This is a genomic window from Streptomyces sp. NPDC088785 (assembly GCF_044750685.1).
Lineage (GTDB): Bacteria > Actinomycetota > Actinomycetes > Streptomycetales > Streptomycetaceae > Streptomyces.
Window position 1 is genome coordinate 295,788 of record NZ_JBIVKH010000006.1, and the last position, 16,279, is coordinate 312,066.

The 16,279-nt window shown below is 72.4% G+C and carries 16 protein-coding genes; 8 read left to right on the plus strand and 8 right to left on the minus strand.

Going from position 1 to position 16,279, the window contains the following annotated elements; genetic code table 11:
- Positions 1–64: 64 nt before the first annotated feature.
- Together ACIP5K_RS20240 and ACIP5K_RS20245 are read right to left on the minus strand one after the other, a co-directional pair.
- Positions 65–1,291 carry a cytochrome P450 gene (locus ACIP5K_RS20240; RefSeq protein WP_401411289.1) on the minus strand — a complete coding sequence of 409 codons (1,227 nt, stop codon included), beginning with the start codon at positions 1,289–1,291 and terminating at the stop codon, positions 65–67.
- A gap of 99 nt (positions 1,292–1,390) precedes the next feature.
- Positions 1,391–2,008, minus strand: a complete 618-nt coding sequence (locus tag ACIP5K_RS20245; RefSeq protein WP_401411290.1) for a TetR/AcrR family transcriptional regulator — start codon at positions 2,006–2,008, stop codon at positions 1,391–1,393.
- 179 nt (positions 2,009–2,187) lie between these two features.
- Between ACIP5K_RS20245 and ACIP5K_RS20250 the strand changes: the two genes are divergently transcribed.
- Positions 2,188–3,123 carry an ADP-ribosylglycohydrolase family protein gene (locus ACIP5K_RS20250; RefSeq protein ID WP_401411292.1) on the plus strand — a complete coding sequence of 312 codons (936 nt, stop codon included), beginning with the start codon at positions 2,188–2,190 and terminating at the stop codon, positions 3,121–3,123.
- A 173-nt stretch (positions 3,124–3,296) separates the two neighbouring features.
- Positions 3,297–3,650, plus strand: a complete 354-nt coding sequence (locus ACIP5K_RS20255; protein WP_401411293.1) for a hypothetical protein — start codon at positions 3,297–3,299, stop codon at positions 3,648–3,650.
- A 110-nt stretch (positions 3,651–3,760) separates the two neighbouring features.
- Here the strand turns inward: ACIP5K_RS20255 and ACIP5K_RS20260 are convergent, their stop codons facing one another.
- Complete coding sequence (locus ACIP5K_RS20260) at positions 3,761–4,699, minus strand: SDR family oxidoreductase (protein WP_401411295.1); 939 nt, start codon at positions 4,697–4,699, stop codon at positions 3,761–3,763.
- A gap of 191 nt (positions 4,700–4,890) precedes the next feature.
- Between ACIP5K_RS20260 and ACIP5K_RS20265 the strand changes: the two genes are divergently transcribed.
- Positions 4,891–5,754 (plus strand): helix-turn-helix transcriptional regulator, encoded by an 864-nt coding sequence (locus ACIP5K_RS20265; RefSeq protein ID WP_401411297.1) that lies wholly within the window; start codon positions 4,891–4,893, stop codon positions 5,752–5,754.
- 30 nt (positions 5,755–5,784) lie between these two features.
- On the plus strand, positions 5,785–6,156 hold the full coding sequence (locus ACIP5K_RS20270) for a hypothetical protein (RefSeq protein WP_401411299.1): 372 nt from the start codon (positions 5,785–5,787) through the stop codon (positions 6,154–6,156).
- Between the two features lie 24 nt (positions 6,157–6,180).
- On the opposite strand, the gene ACIP5K_RS20275 is transcribed toward ACIP5K_RS20270, so the two are convergent.
- Together ACIP5K_RS20275 and ACIP5K_RS20280 are read right to left on the minus strand one after the other, a co-directional pair.
- On the minus strand, positions 6,181–7,689 hold the full coding sequence (locus ACIP5K_RS20275) for a serine/threonine-protein kinase (RefSeq protein ID WP_401411301.1): 1,509 nt from the start codon (positions 7,687–7,689) through the stop codon (positions 6,181–6,183).
- A gap of 205 nt (positions 7,690–7,894) precedes the next feature.
- The gene (locus ACIP5K_RS20280; protein WP_401411302.1) at positions 7,895–8,485 is read right to left on the minus strand and encodes a TetR/AcrR family transcriptional regulator; all 591 of its coding nucleotides are present in this window, start codon (positions 8,483–8,485) and stop codon (positions 7,895–7,897) included.
- A 90-nt stretch (positions 8,486–8,575) separates the two neighbouring features.
- Between ACIP5K_RS20280 and ACIP5K_RS20285 the strand changes: the two genes are divergently transcribed.
- Positions 8,576–9,520 carry an alpha/beta fold hydrolase gene (locus ACIP5K_RS20285; RefSeq protein WP_401411304.1) on the plus strand — a complete coding sequence of 315 codons (945 nt, stop codon included), beginning with the start codon at positions 8,576–8,578 and terminating at the stop codon, positions 9,518–9,520.
- A 93-nt stretch (positions 9,521–9,613) separates the two neighbouring features.
- On the opposite strand, the gene ACIP5K_RS20290 is transcribed toward ACIP5K_RS20285, so the two are convergent.
- On the minus strand, positions 9,614–10,675 hold the full coding sequence (locus tag ACIP5K_RS20290) for an SIS domain-containing protein (RefSeq protein WP_401411305.1): 1,062 nt from the start codon (positions 10,673–10,675) through the stop codon (positions 9,614–9,616).
- 105 nt (positions 10,676–10,780) lie between these two features.
- Positions 10,781–12,088: a PTS transporter subunit EIIC gene (locus ACIP5K_RS20295; RefSeq protein WP_401411307.1), complete on the minus strand. Its 1,308-nt coding sequence runs from the start codon at positions 12,086–12,088 to the stop codon at positions 10,781–10,783.
- Between the two features lie 268 nt (positions 12,089–12,356).
- Between ACIP5K_RS20295 and ACIP5K_RS20300 the strand changes: the two genes are divergently transcribed.
- Together ACIP5K_RS20300 and ACIP5K_RS20305 are read left to right on the plus strand one after the other, a co-directional pair.
- Positions 12,357–13,115, plus strand: coding sequence for a GntR family transcriptional regulator (locus ACIP5K_RS20300; protein ID WP_401411309.1), 759 nt, complete (start codon positions 12,357–12,359; stop codon positions 13,113–13,115).
- 506 nt (positions 13,116–13,621) lie between these two features.
- A complete protein-coding gene (locus tag ACIP5K_RS20305; protein ID WP_401411310.1) occupies positions 13,622–14,410 on the plus strand; it encodes a GntR family transcriptional regulator in 789 nt (262 codons plus the stop codon).
- An 8-nt stretch (positions 14,411–14,418) separates the two neighbouring features.
- Here the strand turns inward: ACIP5K_RS20305 and ACIP5K_RS20310 are convergent, their stop codons facing one another.
- The gene (locus tag ACIP5K_RS20310; RefSeq protein ID WP_401411313.1) at positions 14,419–15,141 is read right to left on the minus strand and encodes a heparin lyase I family protein; all 723 of its coding nucleotides are present in this window, start codon (positions 15,139–15,141) and stop codon (positions 14,419–14,421) included.
- Between the two features lie 323 nt (positions 15,142–15,464).
- On the opposite strand from ACIP5K_RS20310, the gene ACIP5K_RS20315 reads away from it, so the two are divergent.
- Complete coding sequence (locus tag ACIP5K_RS20315) at positions 15,465–16,256, plus strand: hypothetical protein (protein ID WP_401411315.1); 792 nt, start codon at positions 15,465–15,467, stop codon at positions 16,254–16,256.
- The last annotated feature ends 23 nt before the right edge of the window (positions 16,257–16,279 follow it).

The window sequence follows — 16,279 nt, forward strand, 5'->3', positions numbered from 1 at the left end:
TCGTCTCCACCGGTGGGGGTGCGGGCGGACAGGGGCTGTGGGGCGGACCGGCCGGGGTGCGGGGTCACCAGGTGACGGGCAGGGAGTACACGCCGTACACGAACCCGTCGTGCTTGAACTCCAGTTGATCGATGCCGGTGGCCAGCCGCAGGGTGGGGACGCGCCGGTACAGGGTGCTGTACACGCTTTGCAGTTCGATCCGGGCCAGCGGCTGGCCGAGGCACTGGTGGACGCCGAACCCGAAGGCGACGTGCCGGCGGGCGTCGCGGGTGAGGTCGAGGCGGTCGGGGTCGGGGAAGGCGTCGGGATCGCGGTTGGCGATGTCGTTGGCGAAGACGATGCCGTCGCCCGCCCGGATGGTCCGGCCGCCGATCTCGATGTCCTCCAACGCCACGCGCCGGCGCCCCGAGTGCGTGATGTTCAGATAGCGCAGCAGTTCCTCGACGGCCCCGGCGACCACCTCGGGTTCCTCGGCCTCGCGCAGCAGGGCGAGTTGGTCCGGGCGGCTCAGCAGGGCGAGGGTGCCGAGCGCGATCATGTTGGCCGTCGTCTCGTGCCCGGCGGCCAGCAGCAGCACCCCCATGCGCGCGGCCTCGCGCCGGGTCATCTCACCGGTGGCCACACGTCTGACGGCCAGCTCCGACAGCAGGTCGTCGCCCGGCGAGGCCAGCTTCACGGTGAGCAACTCGTCGAGGTAGTCGGTGAGGTCGTCCATCGCCTCCCGTACGTCCTCGGCCGTGGAGGTGCGGCGGACGATGACCTGGGTGCGCCGCTGGAAGAAGTCGTGCCGGTCGTAGGGCACGCCCAGCAGCGCGCAGATCACCAGGCTGGGCACCGGCAGGGCGAACGCCTCGACCAGGTCGACGGGGGCCGGCCCGGCGAGCATCCTGTCGATCAGGTCGTCCACGATCCTCTGCACGGCGGGCCGCAGCGCCTGCATCTTCCGTACGGCGAACGGCGCGGTCACCATGCGGCGCAGCCGGGCGTGCTCGGGATCGTCCATGTTGATGAAGGTGGGGTTCGTCCTGTCCCGCTCCCGCATCGCCGCACTGCGGTGCGGGAAGCCGGGCTGCCGCGGATCGGAGCTGACCCGGGGGTCGCCGAGCAGGCTGCGCAGATGGTCGTGCCGGGTGATCAGCCATGGCTCGCTGCCGTCCCAGATCCGGACGCGGGTGACGGGCCTCTCCGCCTGGAGAGCCTGGAGCGCCGGGGGCGGGTCGAAGGGGCAGCCGGCGGCGCGGGGACTGGGAAGCGCGGGCAATGCGACGGCCGGGTGCGCGGCAGGGTTCATGCGTACCTCCGTGTGGGGGAAGGATCGCGTGCCCCTCTTTCCTAACAGCGTTAGTGGGCCTATGCAGCTAAATGACGGAGGGTCACCGAGGCGAGCGGTCTATCCGGCCACCAGCAGGTCGAGGAGCTCGTCCACCATCCCCTCCAACTGCGCGCGGTCCGCCGCGAACGGCACGGCCATGGCCATCGCCACCAGCCCGTGCACCGACGCCCACAGCAACGGGGTCGACCGCCCGGACGCCACCGGCCCCTCGTCCCCACCCCGGCAGGCCGCCACCGCCTCCGTCCACACCTCGTGCACCGTCCACAGCGGATGCGACGCCGCCTGCGAGCGGGGCACCTCGATCCGTTCGATGCCGAACATCAGCCGGTACACCCGCGGATGGTCCAGCGCGTACGTGCAGTAGTGCCGCGCCATCACGCGCAGGGCGGCCTGCGGCCCGGCCTCCCGGGCGTCCGTCCAGGTGCTGCGCAACTCGTCGGCCAGACGCTCGTACGCGCGTCGCGTCACCGTCGCCACCAACTCGGCCCGGTCCGTGAAGTGCAGGTAGATGCTGGGCGCGGAGATGCCCACCTCCCGTGCCACCGCCCGCAGGGACAGATCCCGCTCCCGCCCCGACTCCGACAGCATCCGCGCCGCCGCCCGGACGATCTCCTCCTTCAGCGCCGCGCCCTCGCCCCACCGGCTCTGCCTGCGGCGCGTGAAACCCTCGCTCATGCCAACCCCTCCCCGTTCCACGGCGGTCGACTGACAAGTGTGACCGAATAGGACTGGTGGCCCGTCACCCACGGCAACCGCCGCCTTCCCCCTGTCCCGGCGAGCGCGGCCGACACGGCGGCCCCCACCGTGCCCGTACGCCCCGCAAGGCCGCAGCCGCACACGGATAGCCTGCGCCGATGAAGCGAAGACAGCGGGCCGCCGGCGCCGTGGTCGGTGCGGCGGTGGGCGACGCTCTGGGCGCTCCGTTCGAATTCGGCCCGGCGGGAGGGTTCTCCGCGCGGTTCCCGGTGCCCGGCGCCGGGGGCGAGATGTGCGGAGGGGGCGGCTGGGAACCGGGCGAGGCCACCGACGACACGCAGATGGCCGTGCTGGTCGCGGAGTCGCTGCTGGAGCGCGGCGGGCTCGACCTGCCGGACATCTTCGCCCGCTTCCAACGGTGGGCGGTCTCGGAGCCGAAGGACATCGGCCTTCAGACCGAGGACGTCCTCACCAACGGCCTGCCGTGGGACACCGCCGCGCCGCTCCACTTTCAGATCACCGGCCGGGCGGCGGGGAACGGCTCCCTCATGCGGGCGTCGACCTCGGCGGTCCACTTCGCCGCCGCCGGCCGGCGGGCCACCATGGACGCGGCACGCCGCATCGCCGCCCTCACCCACGGCGACGCCGCGGCCTGGGAGGGCACCGCGCTCTTCCACGAACTCGTCCGCGTCGCCCTGGAGGGCGCCGACCCGCTCACCGCGCTGCCGGACACCCTGTCCCTCGTCCACCCCGCCCACCGCGCCCGCTACGCCGCGGTCCTCGCCCCGGACTGGCACCCCGATCGGGCCACCGAGTTCAACGGCGCCGTCTGGCCCTGCCTCGGCTCGGCGGTGTGGGCCCTGCGCACCACCACGGGCTTCGAGGATGCGGTCCGCGCCGCGATCGACCTCGGCGGTGACACGGACACCGTCGCCGCGGTCACCGGCGGCCTCGCGGGCGCCGTCCACGGCCTGGACGCCATCCCCGAGCACTGGACGCGGCCCCTCCACGTGCCGCTCCCCGGACACGACGGCCGCGTCCTGCGGCTGACCGATCTGCTGGACCTCGCCCGGCGCCTCGACGGATCCCGTTGACGCCCCCGGTGAGGAGTGCACGGCCTCCGCCCTGGCCCAGGACGGCTGTCCGTGCGCCTGCTCGACAGGATGCGTCAGGGCGTGGGACCGGCAGGATGGGGAACCTGGACGCTTGCCCTGTCTGTCGTGTTCGTGTCGAAGGAGTCGCTGTGGCGGTCGGATGGGTTCGATGGATGGGGGTGGGGACCGCTGCCTACGGCGTGGGCACCCTCGCCCGGCCCGCGCTGCTGGCCAAGCCCTGCGGCCTGACGGAAGCGGACGGGTCGGTCTCCGCCCCCACGGCCCTGCTCGTGCGCGCGATGGGAGCCAGGGACACCGCGATCGGTGCGGCCATGATCCTCGCGGGTACCCCCTCCGCACGGCGGACGGCGACCGCCTGCCGGGTCGCGTCCGACCTCGCCGACGCCGCGCTCTTCGGTTCCCTCCTGCCGGACCGGGCCGCCCGGCGCAAGGCCGCGGCGGTCGCGGGCGCTTGGGGCGTGCTGTGCGCCCTGGCGGCCGTGGCGACCGACGGGTCGCGCGTCTAGCAGCGGCCCCCCCCGGAGACGGACCGGACCGAACAGGTCCATCGGACCGGACGAGATCACCCGTGTGTCGCAGGGCCCTGGCTGTGCCACGCGGCCGGTGCCGTGCCCGCTCAGGGGAACTCCACCTTGGCCAGTTGTTGCGAGACCGACCAGACGCGCAGGGCTTCCTCGGCATCGGTGAGCCGCGAGTAGAGCTTCTGTTCGGCCGGCGGGCCGCCCAGATGTCCGGGGCCGCTCGGCCCGTAGAAACCGCCGCCCCGGGCCGTGGGGTCCGTCGCGGCGCGCAGGGCGGGCAGCTGAGCGCTGCTGACGGTGCCGAGGAGGATGCCGCGGGCGGACAGGAAGCGGATCAGGCGGACGCCGAGGGTGTCGCGGTCCCGGCCCAGTTCGGGGCGGGCGGCGAGCAGGCTGGTCGGGGCCACGCCGGGGTGGGCGAGGTTGCTGCTGATGCCCCAGCCGGCGGCCCGGCTCCGCCGGTCGAGTTCGAGCGCGAAGAGGCCCAGGGCGATCTTCGACTGGCTGTAGGCGTGCTGCCCGTTGTACGAGCGTTCCCAGTTCAGGTCCTCCCAGTTGATGGACCTCTGGTTCGCCGCGACGCTGATCTGCGAGGTCACCCGGGCCTCTCCCGCCCGCAACAGGGGCAGCAGCTGGGCCACCAGGGCGACATGGCCGAGATGATTGGTGCCGAACTGGAGCTCGAACCCGTCGGCTGTGGTCTGCCGGCCCGGCGGGGTCATCACGCCCGCGTTGTTGACGAGGAGGTGGATCGGCCGTTCCTCGCCGCGCAGCGTGTCGCCGAGCGCGGCGACGGAGTCGAGCGACGACAGGTCCAGCGTGCGCAGGTCCGCGCGCGCGCCGGGAACCGCCGCGCGGAGGGTGCTGAGCGCCGCCTCGCCCTTGCGGCGGCTGCGGACGGGCAGCAGCACCTCGGCACCGGCCGCCGCCAGTCGGGTGGCGATGCCGAGACCGATGCCGTCACTGGCTCCGGTGACGACGGCCCGTCGGCCGGTCAGGTCGGGAACGGGGAAGTCGATGGGGGTGCGTGCCATGTGTCTCTCCTGGTCGTGCGGGGGGCGCTGTTCCTACAGTCCCGCACGGACGCCCTGCGTATGCAGGGCCTGCTGATCCCCCCTTGACGGGCGCGGACCGGGGCGGCGGCCCGGCGCGAGAGGGGGATCGGCGGGCCGTGGCTGCCGCGGAGGGCCGCAGGTAGAAAGGAGGCGGCACTCAGGAGGCAGGAATGGCGATCGACCGGGCCGGGATGGCGGAGTTCCTGCGGCGGCGCAGGGAGGCCCTGCAACCCGAGGACGTCGGCCTGCCCCGGGGGAAGCGACGCAGAACCAGTGGACTGCGACGCGAGGAGGCCGCCGCCCTGTGCCACATGTCGGTCGACTACTACGCCCGTCTGGAGCGGCAGCGCGGTCCCCAGCCGTCCGAGCAGATGATCGCCTCGATGGCCCAGGGCCTGCACCTCTCCCTGGACGAACGCGACCACCTGTTCCGGCTCGCCGGGCACAACCCGCCCGCCCGCGGGGCGTTCGGCGACCACATCGGCCCAGGACTCCTGCGGATCCTCGACCGGCTGGGCGACACGCCCGCGGAGATCGTCACGGAGCTGGGCGAGACCCTGCGCCAGACTCCGCTCGGCGTGGCCCTCACCGGGGACACCACCGCGTACACCGGCCCGGCCCGCAGCATCGGCTACCGGTGGTTCACCGATCCCGGCGCGCGGCGCCTCTACGCCCCGCAGGACCACGCGTTCCTCTCCCGCATGTTCGCCTCCGGCCTGCGGGAAGCGGTCACGCTGCGCGGGCCGGGATCGCGCGCCGCGGACTACGCCGAACGGCTGTACGCCGCGAGCGCGGAGTTCCGCGCGGTGTGGGACGAGCACGAGGTCGGCATCCGTCCCCAGGAGGTCAAGCGCTTCGTCCACCCCGCGGTCGGCGCCCTGGAACTGAACTGCCAGACGCTCGTGGATCCGGGCCAGTCCCACTACCTGCTCGTCTACACGGCGGTGCCCGGCAGCGAGAGCCACGAGAAGTTGCGGCTGCTCGCGGCCGGACCGGTGCCACAGTCCGGCGGGACGGGCGCGATCATGGGGTGAGCACGACCGGACCGTAGAACAGGGATCCCCATGACGTTGCAGGAAGGCCAGCGGGTCACGTTGGCCGCCGATCTCCGCCTGACCGACCCGATCGAGGTGTCCGGGGTGGTCATCGGCGTCCTCTCCCTCGCCGCAGACACCGGCGGAACGGTGGAGGAAGTCGTCGAACACGTCCGGGAGGAGGCCGACGTCCGCGAGTACGAGCGGCTCAGCTCGCTGCTCGACGCCTACGGAGACGGCATGCCCCCGGAGAGCAGGAGGCAGCTGGAGGAGAAGATCGGCGCCCTGCGACCTGCGTGGGTCGCCTTCCAGGAGCAGGGGCCCCTGGTGACGGTGCGGGTCCGCTTCGACAACGGGTTCATCCTGGACTCGTCGCCGCAGGAGCTCTACGTCCCCGCGTGAGTGCGGCGGCGCGGCGGCGCGTCCTCAGTCCCCGTTGCAGGTGCTGACGAGGCGGCTGTCGTCCGAGGACAGTTCGTCCCGCGCCGATTCGAAGCCGTTCCCCGAGTCGTCCAGGGTGCCGTCCAGCACCCTGGCGTCGGCGGAGAGGGCGTTGATCGCGGATCGGACGTCGGAGTCGGTGGCCTCGGACGCGGCCCGGTCCAGGCGGGATGCCAGGTCCTGAAGAGCCGCGTGGGCGGAGCCCAGGTTGTCGTTCGTGACCGGGTTCGGCATCAGGTCGAGGTAGCTGCTCAGGGCGTCGGCCGCCGTCGTGCACGCCGGGTCCATGGACGGCTCCGGCTCGGCTGTGGCCGGCTCGGGGGTGAACGGGGCACTCGCGGTCGAGGTCGGCCACAGTCCGGAGCTCGCGGACGGCGACGCACTCGGCTTGGCGTCGTCCTTCTCCAGCTTGTCCGAGATCTCGGGCCAGAAGATGACGGCCAGGACGACCACGGCGATGACGGCCCACCACAGCTCCCCGTCAGTGGAGTCCTTCTTCTTCGCGGGCGCCTTCTTCTCGGGCTTCTTGTCCCCGCCGCCCCCGCCGCCCCCGCCGCCCCCGCTGCCCTTATTGGCCCCGCCGCCCCCTTTGCCCCCGTCGGCTCCTCCCTTCTTCTTGTCGCCTCCCGTCCCGCCTCCCGCGCCCTCCTCCTCCTTCGTCTTTTTCTTCTTCGGGGGTCTGTTGAGGAGGGCCAGGGCCTCCTCCGCCGTGGGCCGTCTGTCCGGGTCCTTCTCCAGGAGCGCGGTGATCAGCGGCTTCAGCGCGCCCGCGTGTGCGGGTGGGGCGGGCTGCTCGATGAGGACGGCCGACAGGGTCGCGGTCTGGGTGTTGCGGCGGAAGGGCGAGACGCCCTCGACGGCGTGGTAGAGGGTGGCGCCGAGCGAGAACAGATCGCTCACCGGCCGGTCGTCGACGCCGTTCACGCGTTCCGGGGCGACGTACTCCAGAGAGCCGATGAACCCGCCCGTCGTGGTGAGCGAGGTGTCGCTGGCGTGGACGGCGATGCCGAAGTCGGTGAGCAGGAAGTCGCCGGTGGCCGCCACCATGACGTTCGCCGGCTTCACGTCCCGGTGGATGATCTCCGCCGCGTGCGCCGCCCGGAGCGCGGCGAGGAGGTTCCCGGCGGCGTGCACGGCCCTCTCCAGGGGTAACCGGCCGTGCGACTCCACCTGCTGGAGGAGCGAGTGACCGAGGACCAACCGCATGATCATCCAGGGTTTGTCGTCCTCGAAGACGACATCGTGCACGGCCACGATGTACGGCTCGTCGCGCAGTTTGGCCGCGTTGCGCGGCTCCCGCTCGGCGCGGGCGAGACGGGCGGCATGCTCCTTCGGGGACGTCGCGGGCGGCATGTACAGCTCCTTGACCGCGACGTCGAGGCCGAGATGCAGGTCCCGCGCCTTCCATACGATGCCGAAGCCGCCGCGCGCGAGGGCTTCGTCCAGCCGGTACCGTGCGCCGATCACCCTGCCGGGCTGTGTCTCCCGCGTCATGGCCCCCACCCCTACCGCCAGGTATCCGACACTGCGTCAGTACCGTACTGAGCAACACACCTTCCGCCACCGGCAAGCGGGCGGATGAGATCACTTGTGACGGAACCGTTTCCCGCTGGTTCCGGCATCCGGCACCCCCACGGCGCCCCTGCACGGGGAGGCCGCCGCCCGGCCGCCACAGCGGGCCCGGAATTAGAACGAGATCCTAGTTCCGAACACGCACGGCGTGCGAGAGCGCGCGCAGACTGACCTCGACGATCGTGCGGAGCTGCTCCTGGCTCGCGCCGGTCCTGCTCATCACGGCCAGCGACTGGTTGACCGCCGCCAGGTGCACGGCGAAGCCGTCGGCATCGCCCTCGGCCAACTGCGCGGCGTCCAGCGCGGTCCGCAGCCGCGCCCGCTGAAAGCCCAGAGCCTCGATCGCGCGGGCGGCGACGGCGGGGCCGAGCGCCGGTGCCGCCATCGCGGTCTGGGCGATCAGGCAGCCGTCCGGCACGTCGGGGTCGGCGATGCGGCGCAGGGTGACCTCGAAGAACGCGCGCACCGCCCGGAGCGGGTCCTCGGCCGCACCGGAGAGCGCCTGGTCGTACCCGGTCCCGTACCGCGTGGCGTAGCGGTCCAGGCACCGCAGGAAGAGCGCCTCCTTGTCACCGAACGAGGAGTAGAGGGAACTGCGGTTCAGCCCGGTCGCCCTGGACAGGTCGTCGAGCGACGTGTCGGCGTATCCGACTCGCCAGAACTGGACCATCGCCGCGTCGAGCGCGCGGCCCACGTCGAACTGCTTCTTCCCGGCCATCACACACGCACCTCGTTCTCGGACCGACCGTCAGGGCCGCGCCCCATCCTATCTTGAACTGATCAGTCCAAGATGAAGTAGGCTCACGCCATGACCGACGACACCGCAGCCCCGCCCGCCTCCTTCGCCGAGAACCCGGTCCCCGGGTTGCCGCTGTACGACCTCGCGGGTTTCACGCACCACTGGGTCGACGCGGAGGGAGTCCGGCTCCATGCCGTGGAGGGCGGCAGCCCGGCCGGTCCCACCGTCGTGCTGCTCGCCGGATTCCCGCAGACCTGGTGGGCCTGGCGGAAGGTGATGCCGGGCCTTGCCGAGCGGTTCCGTGTGATCGCGATCGACCTGCCGGGACAGGGCCATTCCGAACGTCCTCGGGCGGGCTACGACACGCACACCGTCGCGTCCCGCGTCCAGGCCGCTCTGACCGCGCTCGACGTGCCGACGTACTGGCTGGTCGCCCACGACATCGGGGCGTGGGTCGCCTTCTCGCTGGCCCTGACGTACGAAGAGCGCCTGCACGGCGTCGCCCTGCTGGACGCCGGCATTCCGGGGATCACCCTCCCGGGCTCCGTCCCGACGGACCCCGACCGGGCCTGGAAGACCTGGCACTTCGCCTTCCACCTGGTGCCCGAACTGCCCGAAACGCTGCTGACCGGCCGCGAACGGGACTATGTCGGCTGGTTCCTGAAGGCCAAGACCCTGTCCCCGAGCACCTTCGGTGCCGCCGAGATCGACCACTACGCCGCCGCCATCGCGGCCGACGGAGGCCTTTCGGCGTCCCTCGCCTACTACCGCGACGCCCCGGAATCGGCGCGCAGGAATCACGAGGCCCTGGAACGGGGGCGCTTGACCGTCCCGGTCCTCGGCGTCTCCAGCTCCCACGGGTCGATCCCCGACATGGCCGCCTCCATCGGCCCGTGGGCGGAGAACACGATCGGCGTGCTCATCCCGGAGGCCGGGCACTTCATTCCCGACGAGCAGCCCGCCGCGACCGTGGAGGTGCTGACCGCGTTCATCGAGCGCCGACCAGCCGCATAGTCCGCCGTTCCGCTGGTCGGTCCGGTGTCCGTGTGGGCGCGGCCCCCGCTGTGCCCCCCGCCGGGCCGGCCATCACCGGGGCTCCCCGGCGGTTCAGCTTCCGGTCGTCAGCTCCGGGGAGGCGATGGCGAAGTCACCCGGGTCGACGCCGCCTTCCTTGGTGTCGTCGTTGGCGAAGACGAACGCCTCGACGGGTACGTCCCGTTCGGCGCTCAGGGCCTGGACGAGTTCCTGCACCACGGCCGTCTCCAGGACCACACGCGGGCCCGGCCCTTCCGTGTCGGGCAGCCGGACGACGCCCAGGTGCTCGCCCGGCTCGACGTCCCGCGTCGTGACGAGGAGGGTCAGGTGCCCCGCGTCGGACAGCGACCGGGCGAGGCCGATCTCGCGACCGTCGCCGAAGACCAGGTGCAGGGTGTTGCCGGCGGACTCCATCTCGCCGTGCAGATAGTTGCGGGTGGCGGACGCGGCGGCCGGGACGCGGGGCACCTCCCGCAGCAGTAGCGCGGCCTCCTCCGCGCTGGCGCGCGAAGCACCGGAGGCGACGCAGTCGGCGGCGACACACGCGGCGGCACGCGCACGCAGCGGCTCGATCGTGGCGGCCGCCCGCTCCCGTACGGTGCGCAGCCGGCCGGCGATGCCGTCCCAGGCGTCGCCCGCGCGGCCCGCGAGCGCCCCGGCGACGAGGTCGAGGGCGACGACGGTCGCGGTGAACCCGATGGTCGAGGCGTACGAGTCGGGCTCGTTGCCGAGGTCGACGGCGACGTCGGCCAGGTCGGCGAGCGGGGACGGGGTGACGTTGAGGACGGCGGCGGTCCGCACGGCGCCGGACGCCCGGAACGCGGCGAGCGTCTCGGAGCTGCGCCCCGACTGGGACACGCCGACCAGGACGTCGGTGTCGAACCCGGCGAGCCCGTCCTCGATCTCGCTCGCGAGGACGCGCTGGGCCGGCACCGCGTGGGCGCGCAGCACCTCCACGGGCACGGCGAGCGCCGCGAACGAGGCGCCGATCCCGGCGAACAGGGGGCGGCGCGCCGACGTCAGGTCGGCGAGAGCGGTGCCGGACAGCTGGGCGCGGACGTGGTCGACGACCCGTGCCAGGGCCTCGGGCTGCTGGTCCTGGCCGGTGTGGAAGGTGATGCGGGTGCCGGACATGGGGGAGTCCTTTCGGGGGCTCCGGGGCGCGGGCGGGCGCCCGAGAACGCTGGTCGTAAAAGTCGTACGGGTCGTGCGAGTCGTACGGGTCGGGGCGTAGGGCGGTCAGGCCGGGGGCGGTGGCGCGGAGCCGGAGGGCGCGTCCGCGGCGCGTTCGGCGGGCGCGGGGGCGTCCTCCGCCCGCGGTGCGGGCACGATGTCCTCGCCGGGGCCCTCGTCGCGTTCGCGGCCCGGTGTCGGGAGGTCGAACCGCAGGATGGCGAAGCGGAAGATCACGTAGTAGAGCGCGGCGAAGACCAGCCCGATGGGCAGGAGCAGCCAGGGTTTGGTGGCGATACCGAAGTTGAGGACGTAGTCGATCGCGCCCGAGGAGAAGCCGAAGCCGTCCCGGATGCCGAGCGCGTAGCACAGCGCCATCGACACTCCGAAGAGGACGGCGTGGATGGCGTACAGCACCGGCGCCACGAACATGAAGCTGAACTCGATGGGTTCGGTGACGCCCGTGACGAACGAGGTCAGGGCGACCGAGATCATCATGCCCTTGACGGCCTTGCGCCGGTCCGGCCGCGCCGTGTGCGCGATGGCCAGCGCCGCCGCCGGCAGCGCGAACATGTAGATCGGGAAGCCGCCGGTCATGAACTGCCCGGCGCTGGGGTCGCCCGCCAGGAAGCGGGCGATGTCGCCGTGCACCTCGGCGCCGGTCTGCGGGTTGGTGTACGAGCCCGCCTCGAACCACGGGAAGAACGAGAAGAAGTGGTGCATCCCGATCGGGATGAGCGCGCGCACCACCAGTCCGAACAGGCCCGCGCCCCAGGCGCCGGTACCCACGAGCCACTCGCCGAAGTGGAAGAACCAGCCGCCGACGACCGGCCAGACCAGACCGAAGACCAGGCCCACGCCGACCCCGGCGAAGGCGCTGAGGATCGGCACGAGCCGGCGTCCGCCGAAGAAGCCCAGCCACTCGGGCAGCCTGGTGCGGCTGAAGCGCTGGTAGAGCAGCGCGCACACCAGGCCCATGACGATGCCGCCGAGCACCTTCGCGTCCTGCGGCTCGCCGTCGACGCCCTTGGGGAAGGCGGGGCTGGCCAGCACGTTCTTGAACACGAGATAGCCGACCGCGGCGGCCAGCGCGGTGGAGCCGTCGGCCTTCTTGGCGAAGCCGATCGCCACGCCGATGGCGAAGAGCAGCGGGAGGTTGTCGAAGACGGCCTGGCCGCCGGCGCTGAGGATCATGCCGAACTTGCGGATGACCTCCGGCAGCGCCTCGGAGCCCAGGAGGTCCTCCTTGCCGAGCCGCAACAGGATCGCCGCGGCGGGCAGCACCGCCACCGGCAGCATCAGGCTGCGCCCGATCCGCTGCATCACCGCCATCACGCCGCTTCCGGCACGCTTCGTCGCGTGAGCCGTACTCATCTGTCTTCCTCCACGGGACTGGGGATCCGGCGCGGCCGAGGGGCCGAGGGCGCCGGGAAGTGACGCTGAGGAGATCCGCACGCCACACCCCAAAGGTATGCAGAGGTCTTCAACTGGTCAACACTTGTATTTACTTAAGTGTGTGACGCGCGCTGCGGCAGGCTCGTGGTGCGGCTTCGGGTGGCGCGCGCACTGGATGTGCCACCCGCGGCGCCGCCGAACTGGTACGCAGTGGTATGGTCCAAGTCGTCGAACCGGAGGATCCCGAATGTCGGAACAGCGGCCCACGCCCCGGACCCCCCGCCGTGGAAGCGGTGCGGCCCCGCTGTGGGAGCAGGCCGCCGACCTGATCCGCGAGGACATCGCCCGCGACGGCCTCGGGGCGGGGGACCGGCTCCCCTCGGAGCGCGACCTGTGCGTCCGCTTCGACATCTCCCGGGTCACCCTCCGCAAGGCGCTGCTGCACCTGGTCGACCAGGGACTGCTCACGGCCACGCACGGCCGAGGCTGGTTCGTCGCGGCGCCCGCCCCCGCCCGTGAGTGGCCCAACGACCTGGAATCGTTCTCGGCCACCGCCCGACGCAAGCAGATGACGGCGCGTTCGCTGGTGCTGGCCCAGGAGCGGGTCCTCGCCACGCTCGACGACGCCGACCGGCTCGACGTCCCGGCCGGTACCGCGCTGCTCCGCCTGGACCGGGTGCGGCTCCTGAACGACGTACGGATCGCCGTCGACCGCACGCTCGTCGTCGACGCGCTCGCCCCGGGCCTCACCGAAGTCGACTTCACCTCCGCCTCCCTCTTCGCGGAACTCGACGCCCGCGGTGTCACGCTGGACCGCTCGGAGACGGCCATCGAGGCCCGCGCCGCCGACCGGGCGCTCGCGCGGGAGCTGGAGATCGAGCCGGGCGCACCCGTGCTCCGGCTCGACCAGACGATCTACGCCCGCGACCACCGGCCGGCCCTGCTGTCGACCGTCGACTACAGCGGCGAGCGCTACCGGCTGCGCACCACGTTCCCTTCGCGCTGACCTGCGCTCATCCTCTCCCGTCCGGCAGCGGGCCCTCCTCGGCACAAGTCCCGTGGAGTGGGGCCGAACGCCTCCGAAACGCCGGTCCGTACGCCGACGACGCGCCCCCGGACCGACGGCGTGCCCCCGGACCGACGTCGCGCCCCCGGGCCGGCGCTCGCCCGGCCGTGACCGCGCGCCCGAGCGCACGGCCGTGACCGCTCGCCCGCTGGCCCAGGCCACGGCCGCGATGTCGCCGACCACGGACGCAGGTCCGACCTCCGCCCCGTAGCGAGCAGTTGGTGTCGGCGTCGCGGCACCGGCCGCTCCGATCGCGCGCCCCCTCCCGCCTCCCGCCCCCTGCCCCCGCCTCATGGGCGGCTTCGACGCGACGTCCAGGGCGCCCCCACCCTCCCGTACCGCTCACCGGGGCCGGAAGGGGCCTTGGCCCGCGCGCGAAATTGGTGTAGACCTTTGGTTGGTCACGGAAACCGTACCGTGCGTCGCTGATGGTGAGGGAGAGCCGCGTGAAGTCATCTCGGGAGGTGCGGCCCGCCTATCAGCGGATCGCGTCCGCGCTCGCGGACGACATCCAGGAGGGCCGGGTGGGGCCGGGGCACCGGCTGCCGTCGGAGCGACTGCTGACGCAGCGGTTCGGGGCCGCACGCACGACCGTGCGCGCCGCCCTCGAACTGCTCAGGCAGCAAGGGCTCGTGGTCACCGGCAAGCGGGGCACCTACGTCAACGGCGTCCGGCCGGCCGCGGACCCCGGCGCGCCCGCCGCGCCGCTGCCGAGCCCGTTCCTGGAGCCGGTGGGCCGCGAACCGCTCAGCGGTGATCTGTTCCTGGCCACCGTGCCGCCCGCGCTGGCGGAGCACCTCCGGCTGCCACCCGGCCGGCCCACCCTCCACTACCGGCACCACACGCACGACCCGGTCACCCGGGGGCGACGGCGCGCCGTCACCTACTTCACCCAGGAAGCCGTGCTCGAAGTGCCCCAACTGGCCGCCTACCTGACGAGGCTGCCCGCCGTCGACCCGGACCTGGCCGCGTTTCCCGCGTGGTGCCGGCAGGCGGGCCTCGAAGGTTCGCTGAGCGAGACCGTCACGATCAGCCCCGCCCCGCCCCATCTGCGGACACGGGCGCCCCGGATCACGGTGCGCCGCTGGTTCCACGATCAGCGCGAACGGCTGCTGTGCCGCACCGACCTGACGCTTCCCCCGGCCCGGACGGAGACCACCCTGATGTACAGCGGGGCGGCCCGGAACATGAGCCTGTGGTCCGGCGGGCGCCCGCTGACGGAGGAGCGCTGGTAGGTCCCGGGTCAGTCCACGTCGGAGCGGGAGGTGCCCATGGCGAGACCGGCCACCCAGTTGATGGATGCCGTGCTGTCGTCGGTGCCGAAGTAGGTGCCCCAGCGCGGCTTGTTGCCCAGGTCGTCCCAGGTGCGGGCGCCGGTCCGGGACGCGAACTCGGTGCCGTCCTTGTACACGGAGAGGGTTCCCGCGCCGCCCGCGTCCGTGGTGATCCCGAGCTGCACGGAGTGCCACTCGCCGGCGGTCCACGGCGTGGTGCCGAGGGAGATCCAGGTCTCGCCGGGCGCCACGTACCAGGCTTTGAGCCGGTCGTCCTCGACCTTCAGCAGGACGGGGTAGTTCTGGCTGTTCTGGTCGTTGGTGCCGTTGGACTTCCATTGGAAGACGGTCTGCGCGTTGCCCGTCTTGGTCATGGAGTCCCAGCCGAACCAGTACGTGCCGCCGTCCTGGAAGGAGTACTCGCCGCCGCCGGTGCGGACGCTGTGCGCCTCGCAACGCGGCGACCCGATGGGCTTGTTGAACTTGAAGAACGTGCCGTGGCCGTCGCCCCAGTTCCCCGTGGAGACCTCTCCCGGGCTGTCGCAGAGCGTGGTCACGAAGACGCCGGTGCCCTGGGCGGCGTCCGCGTCCCAGATCACGGACGCCTGCGCGGGGGACGCCGCCAGGGCGGTGGCGCAGGCCGTGGCGGCGGCAGTGCAGAGCCAGGCACGCAGGGGTGGGGTGCGGTGCATGGGGTCACCTCTTCGATCGATCGGCCGGTGTGTCCCGGGGCCGGCCCGTACGGGCCGGCTCGCGCACTGTTGTAACGGGACCAGTCGAAACGCTCAACGATTCTTACCGAGTTGAGCGTATCGATCGTTCCTGACTGGGCCTCGCCCCTGCGCCCGCCCGGGGAGAGAGTCCTTTTCCGCACGGGACCAAAGTCGCCACTTGCCCCGTTCTGCACCGCTGTGAGGTGGTTGTTACATATCCGACGGAAAGTGCACACAGCTGCTCCGTAGCTTTTCGGGTGTCGCAAGGCATTCCACTCACCACGGAACAAGGGATTATCGACATGTCGATCTCTCGTCGTGTATTGCAGGCCGCCGCCGTCTCCGGCCTGGTCGTCGGCCTCACCGTCCCGGCCGCCGCCGCGTTCGCGGACTCCGCGCCGGCGCAGCCCGATCAGCGGACCTCCGCGTCCGTGTCCCAGGACTCCACACAGCCCGGGCGACACACGACCGACTCGTCGAAGGACCCGTCGGCCTCGGCCGCGGACCCGTCGAAGAGCCCGGCCGACAGCGCGCCCAAGGAGCAGCACTACCGGCTGAGCAACGGCGCCCAGGCGCACGTGTACACGCTGCCCGACGGCTCCTACATGGCCTGGATCACGGTCAAGGGCCAGCGCGTGGCGAACCTCGACGCCCACCACGCGTCGAGCACGGTCCACAAGTACCGGTACGTCCTCAATCAGGCCAACGGCTTCGTGGGCGTCGTCCACCCCGACGGCTGGCACAGCGAGCAGGACGTGCCCGACCCGCACGGCGACTCCCACCAGCAGAAGCACCAGGGCGTCCACCAGAAGAGCCACCAGAAGACCGACCGGAAGACCCACGAGAAGATCCGGCAGGACACCCGGGATCAGCGCGCCGTGCGCCACTCCGACCTGTCCGCCGCGCAGAGCGGCGGCGCGCCGGTCCGGGCCCAGGGCGAGCTGCCGCGCGGCGGCGTCAAGGCCGGCGCCGAGGGTGTCTCCTCGCACAGCTCCGAGACACCGCTGCTGGTGGCCGCGGGCGGCGGCCTCGCGCTCGCCGGAGCCGGCCTCGGGTACCTCGGGCTGCGGCGCGGCCGTCGCCACGAGTCCTGAGCCCGCGCACACCACCCGGTGAA

What these genes read in the sequence shown, in the direction of transcription:
- ACIP5K_RS20280 (WP_401411302.1), bottom strand. Translation starts at nt 8,485, where the DNA reads ATGGCCGGGAAGAAGCAGTTCGACGTGGGCCGCGCGCTCGACGCGGCG.
- ACIP5K_RS20295 (WP_401411307.1), bottom strand. Translation starts at nt 12,088, where the DNA reads ATGAGTACGGCTCACGCGACGAAGCGTGCCGGAAGCGGCGTGATGGCG.
- ACIP5K_RS20300 (WP_401411309.1), top strand. Translation starts at nt 12,357, where the DNA reads ATGTCGGAACAGCGGCCCACGCCCCGGACCCCCCGCCGTGGAAGCGGT.
- ACIP5K_RS20240 (WP_401411289.1), bottom strand. Translation starts at nt 1,291, where the DNA reads ATGAACCCTGCCGCGCACCCGGCCGTCGCATTGCCCGCGCTTCCCAGT.
- ACIP5K_RS20275 (WP_401411301.1), bottom strand. Translation starts at nt 7,689, where the DNA reads ATGACGCGGGAGACACAGCCCGGCAGGGTGATCGGCGCACGGTACCGG.
- ACIP5K_RS20315 (WP_401411315.1), top strand. Translation starts at nt 15,465, where the DNA reads ATGTCGATCTCTCGTCGTGTATTGCAGGCCGCCGCCGTCTCCGGCCTG.
- ACIP5K_RS20290 (WP_401411305.1), bottom strand. Translation starts at nt 10,675, where the DNA reads ATGTCCGGCACCCGCATCACCTTCCACACCGGCCAGGACCAGCAGCCC.
- ACIP5K_RS20255 (WP_401411293.1), top strand. Translation starts at nt 3,297, where the DNA reads ATGGGGGTGGGGACCGCTGCCTACGGCGTGGGCACCCTCGCCCGGCCC.
- ACIP5K_RS20260 (WP_401411295.1), bottom strand. Translation starts at nt 4,699, where the DNA reads ATGGCACGCACCCCCATCGACTTCCCCGTTCCCGACCTGACCGGCCGA.
- ACIP5K_RS20310 (WP_401411313.1), bottom strand. Translation starts at nt 15,141, where the DNA reads ATGCACCGCACCCCACCCCTGCGTGCCTGGCTCTGCACTGCCGCCGCC.
- ACIP5K_RS20265 (WP_401411297.1), top strand. Translation starts at nt 4,891, where the DNA reads ATGGCGATCGACCGGGCCGGGATGGCGGAGTTCCTGCGGCGGCGCAGG.
- ACIP5K_RS20245 (WP_401411290.1), bottom strand. Translation starts at nt 2,008, where the DNA reads ATGAGCGAGGGTTTCACGCGCCGCAGGCAGAGCCGGTGGGGCGAGGGC.
- ACIP5K_RS20270 (WP_401411299.1), top strand. Translation starts at nt 5,785, where the DNA reads ATGACGTTGCAGGAAGGCCAGCGGGTCACGTTGGCCGCCGATCTCCGC.
- ACIP5K_RS20250 (WP_401411292.1), top strand. Translation starts at nt 2,188, where the DNA reads ATGAAGCGAAGACAGCGGGCCGCCGGCGCCGTGGTCGGTGCGGCGGTG.
- ACIP5K_RS20285 (WP_401411304.1), top strand. Translation starts at nt 8,576, where the DNA reads ATGACCGACGACACCGCAGCCCCGCCCGCCTCCTTCGCCGAGAACCCG.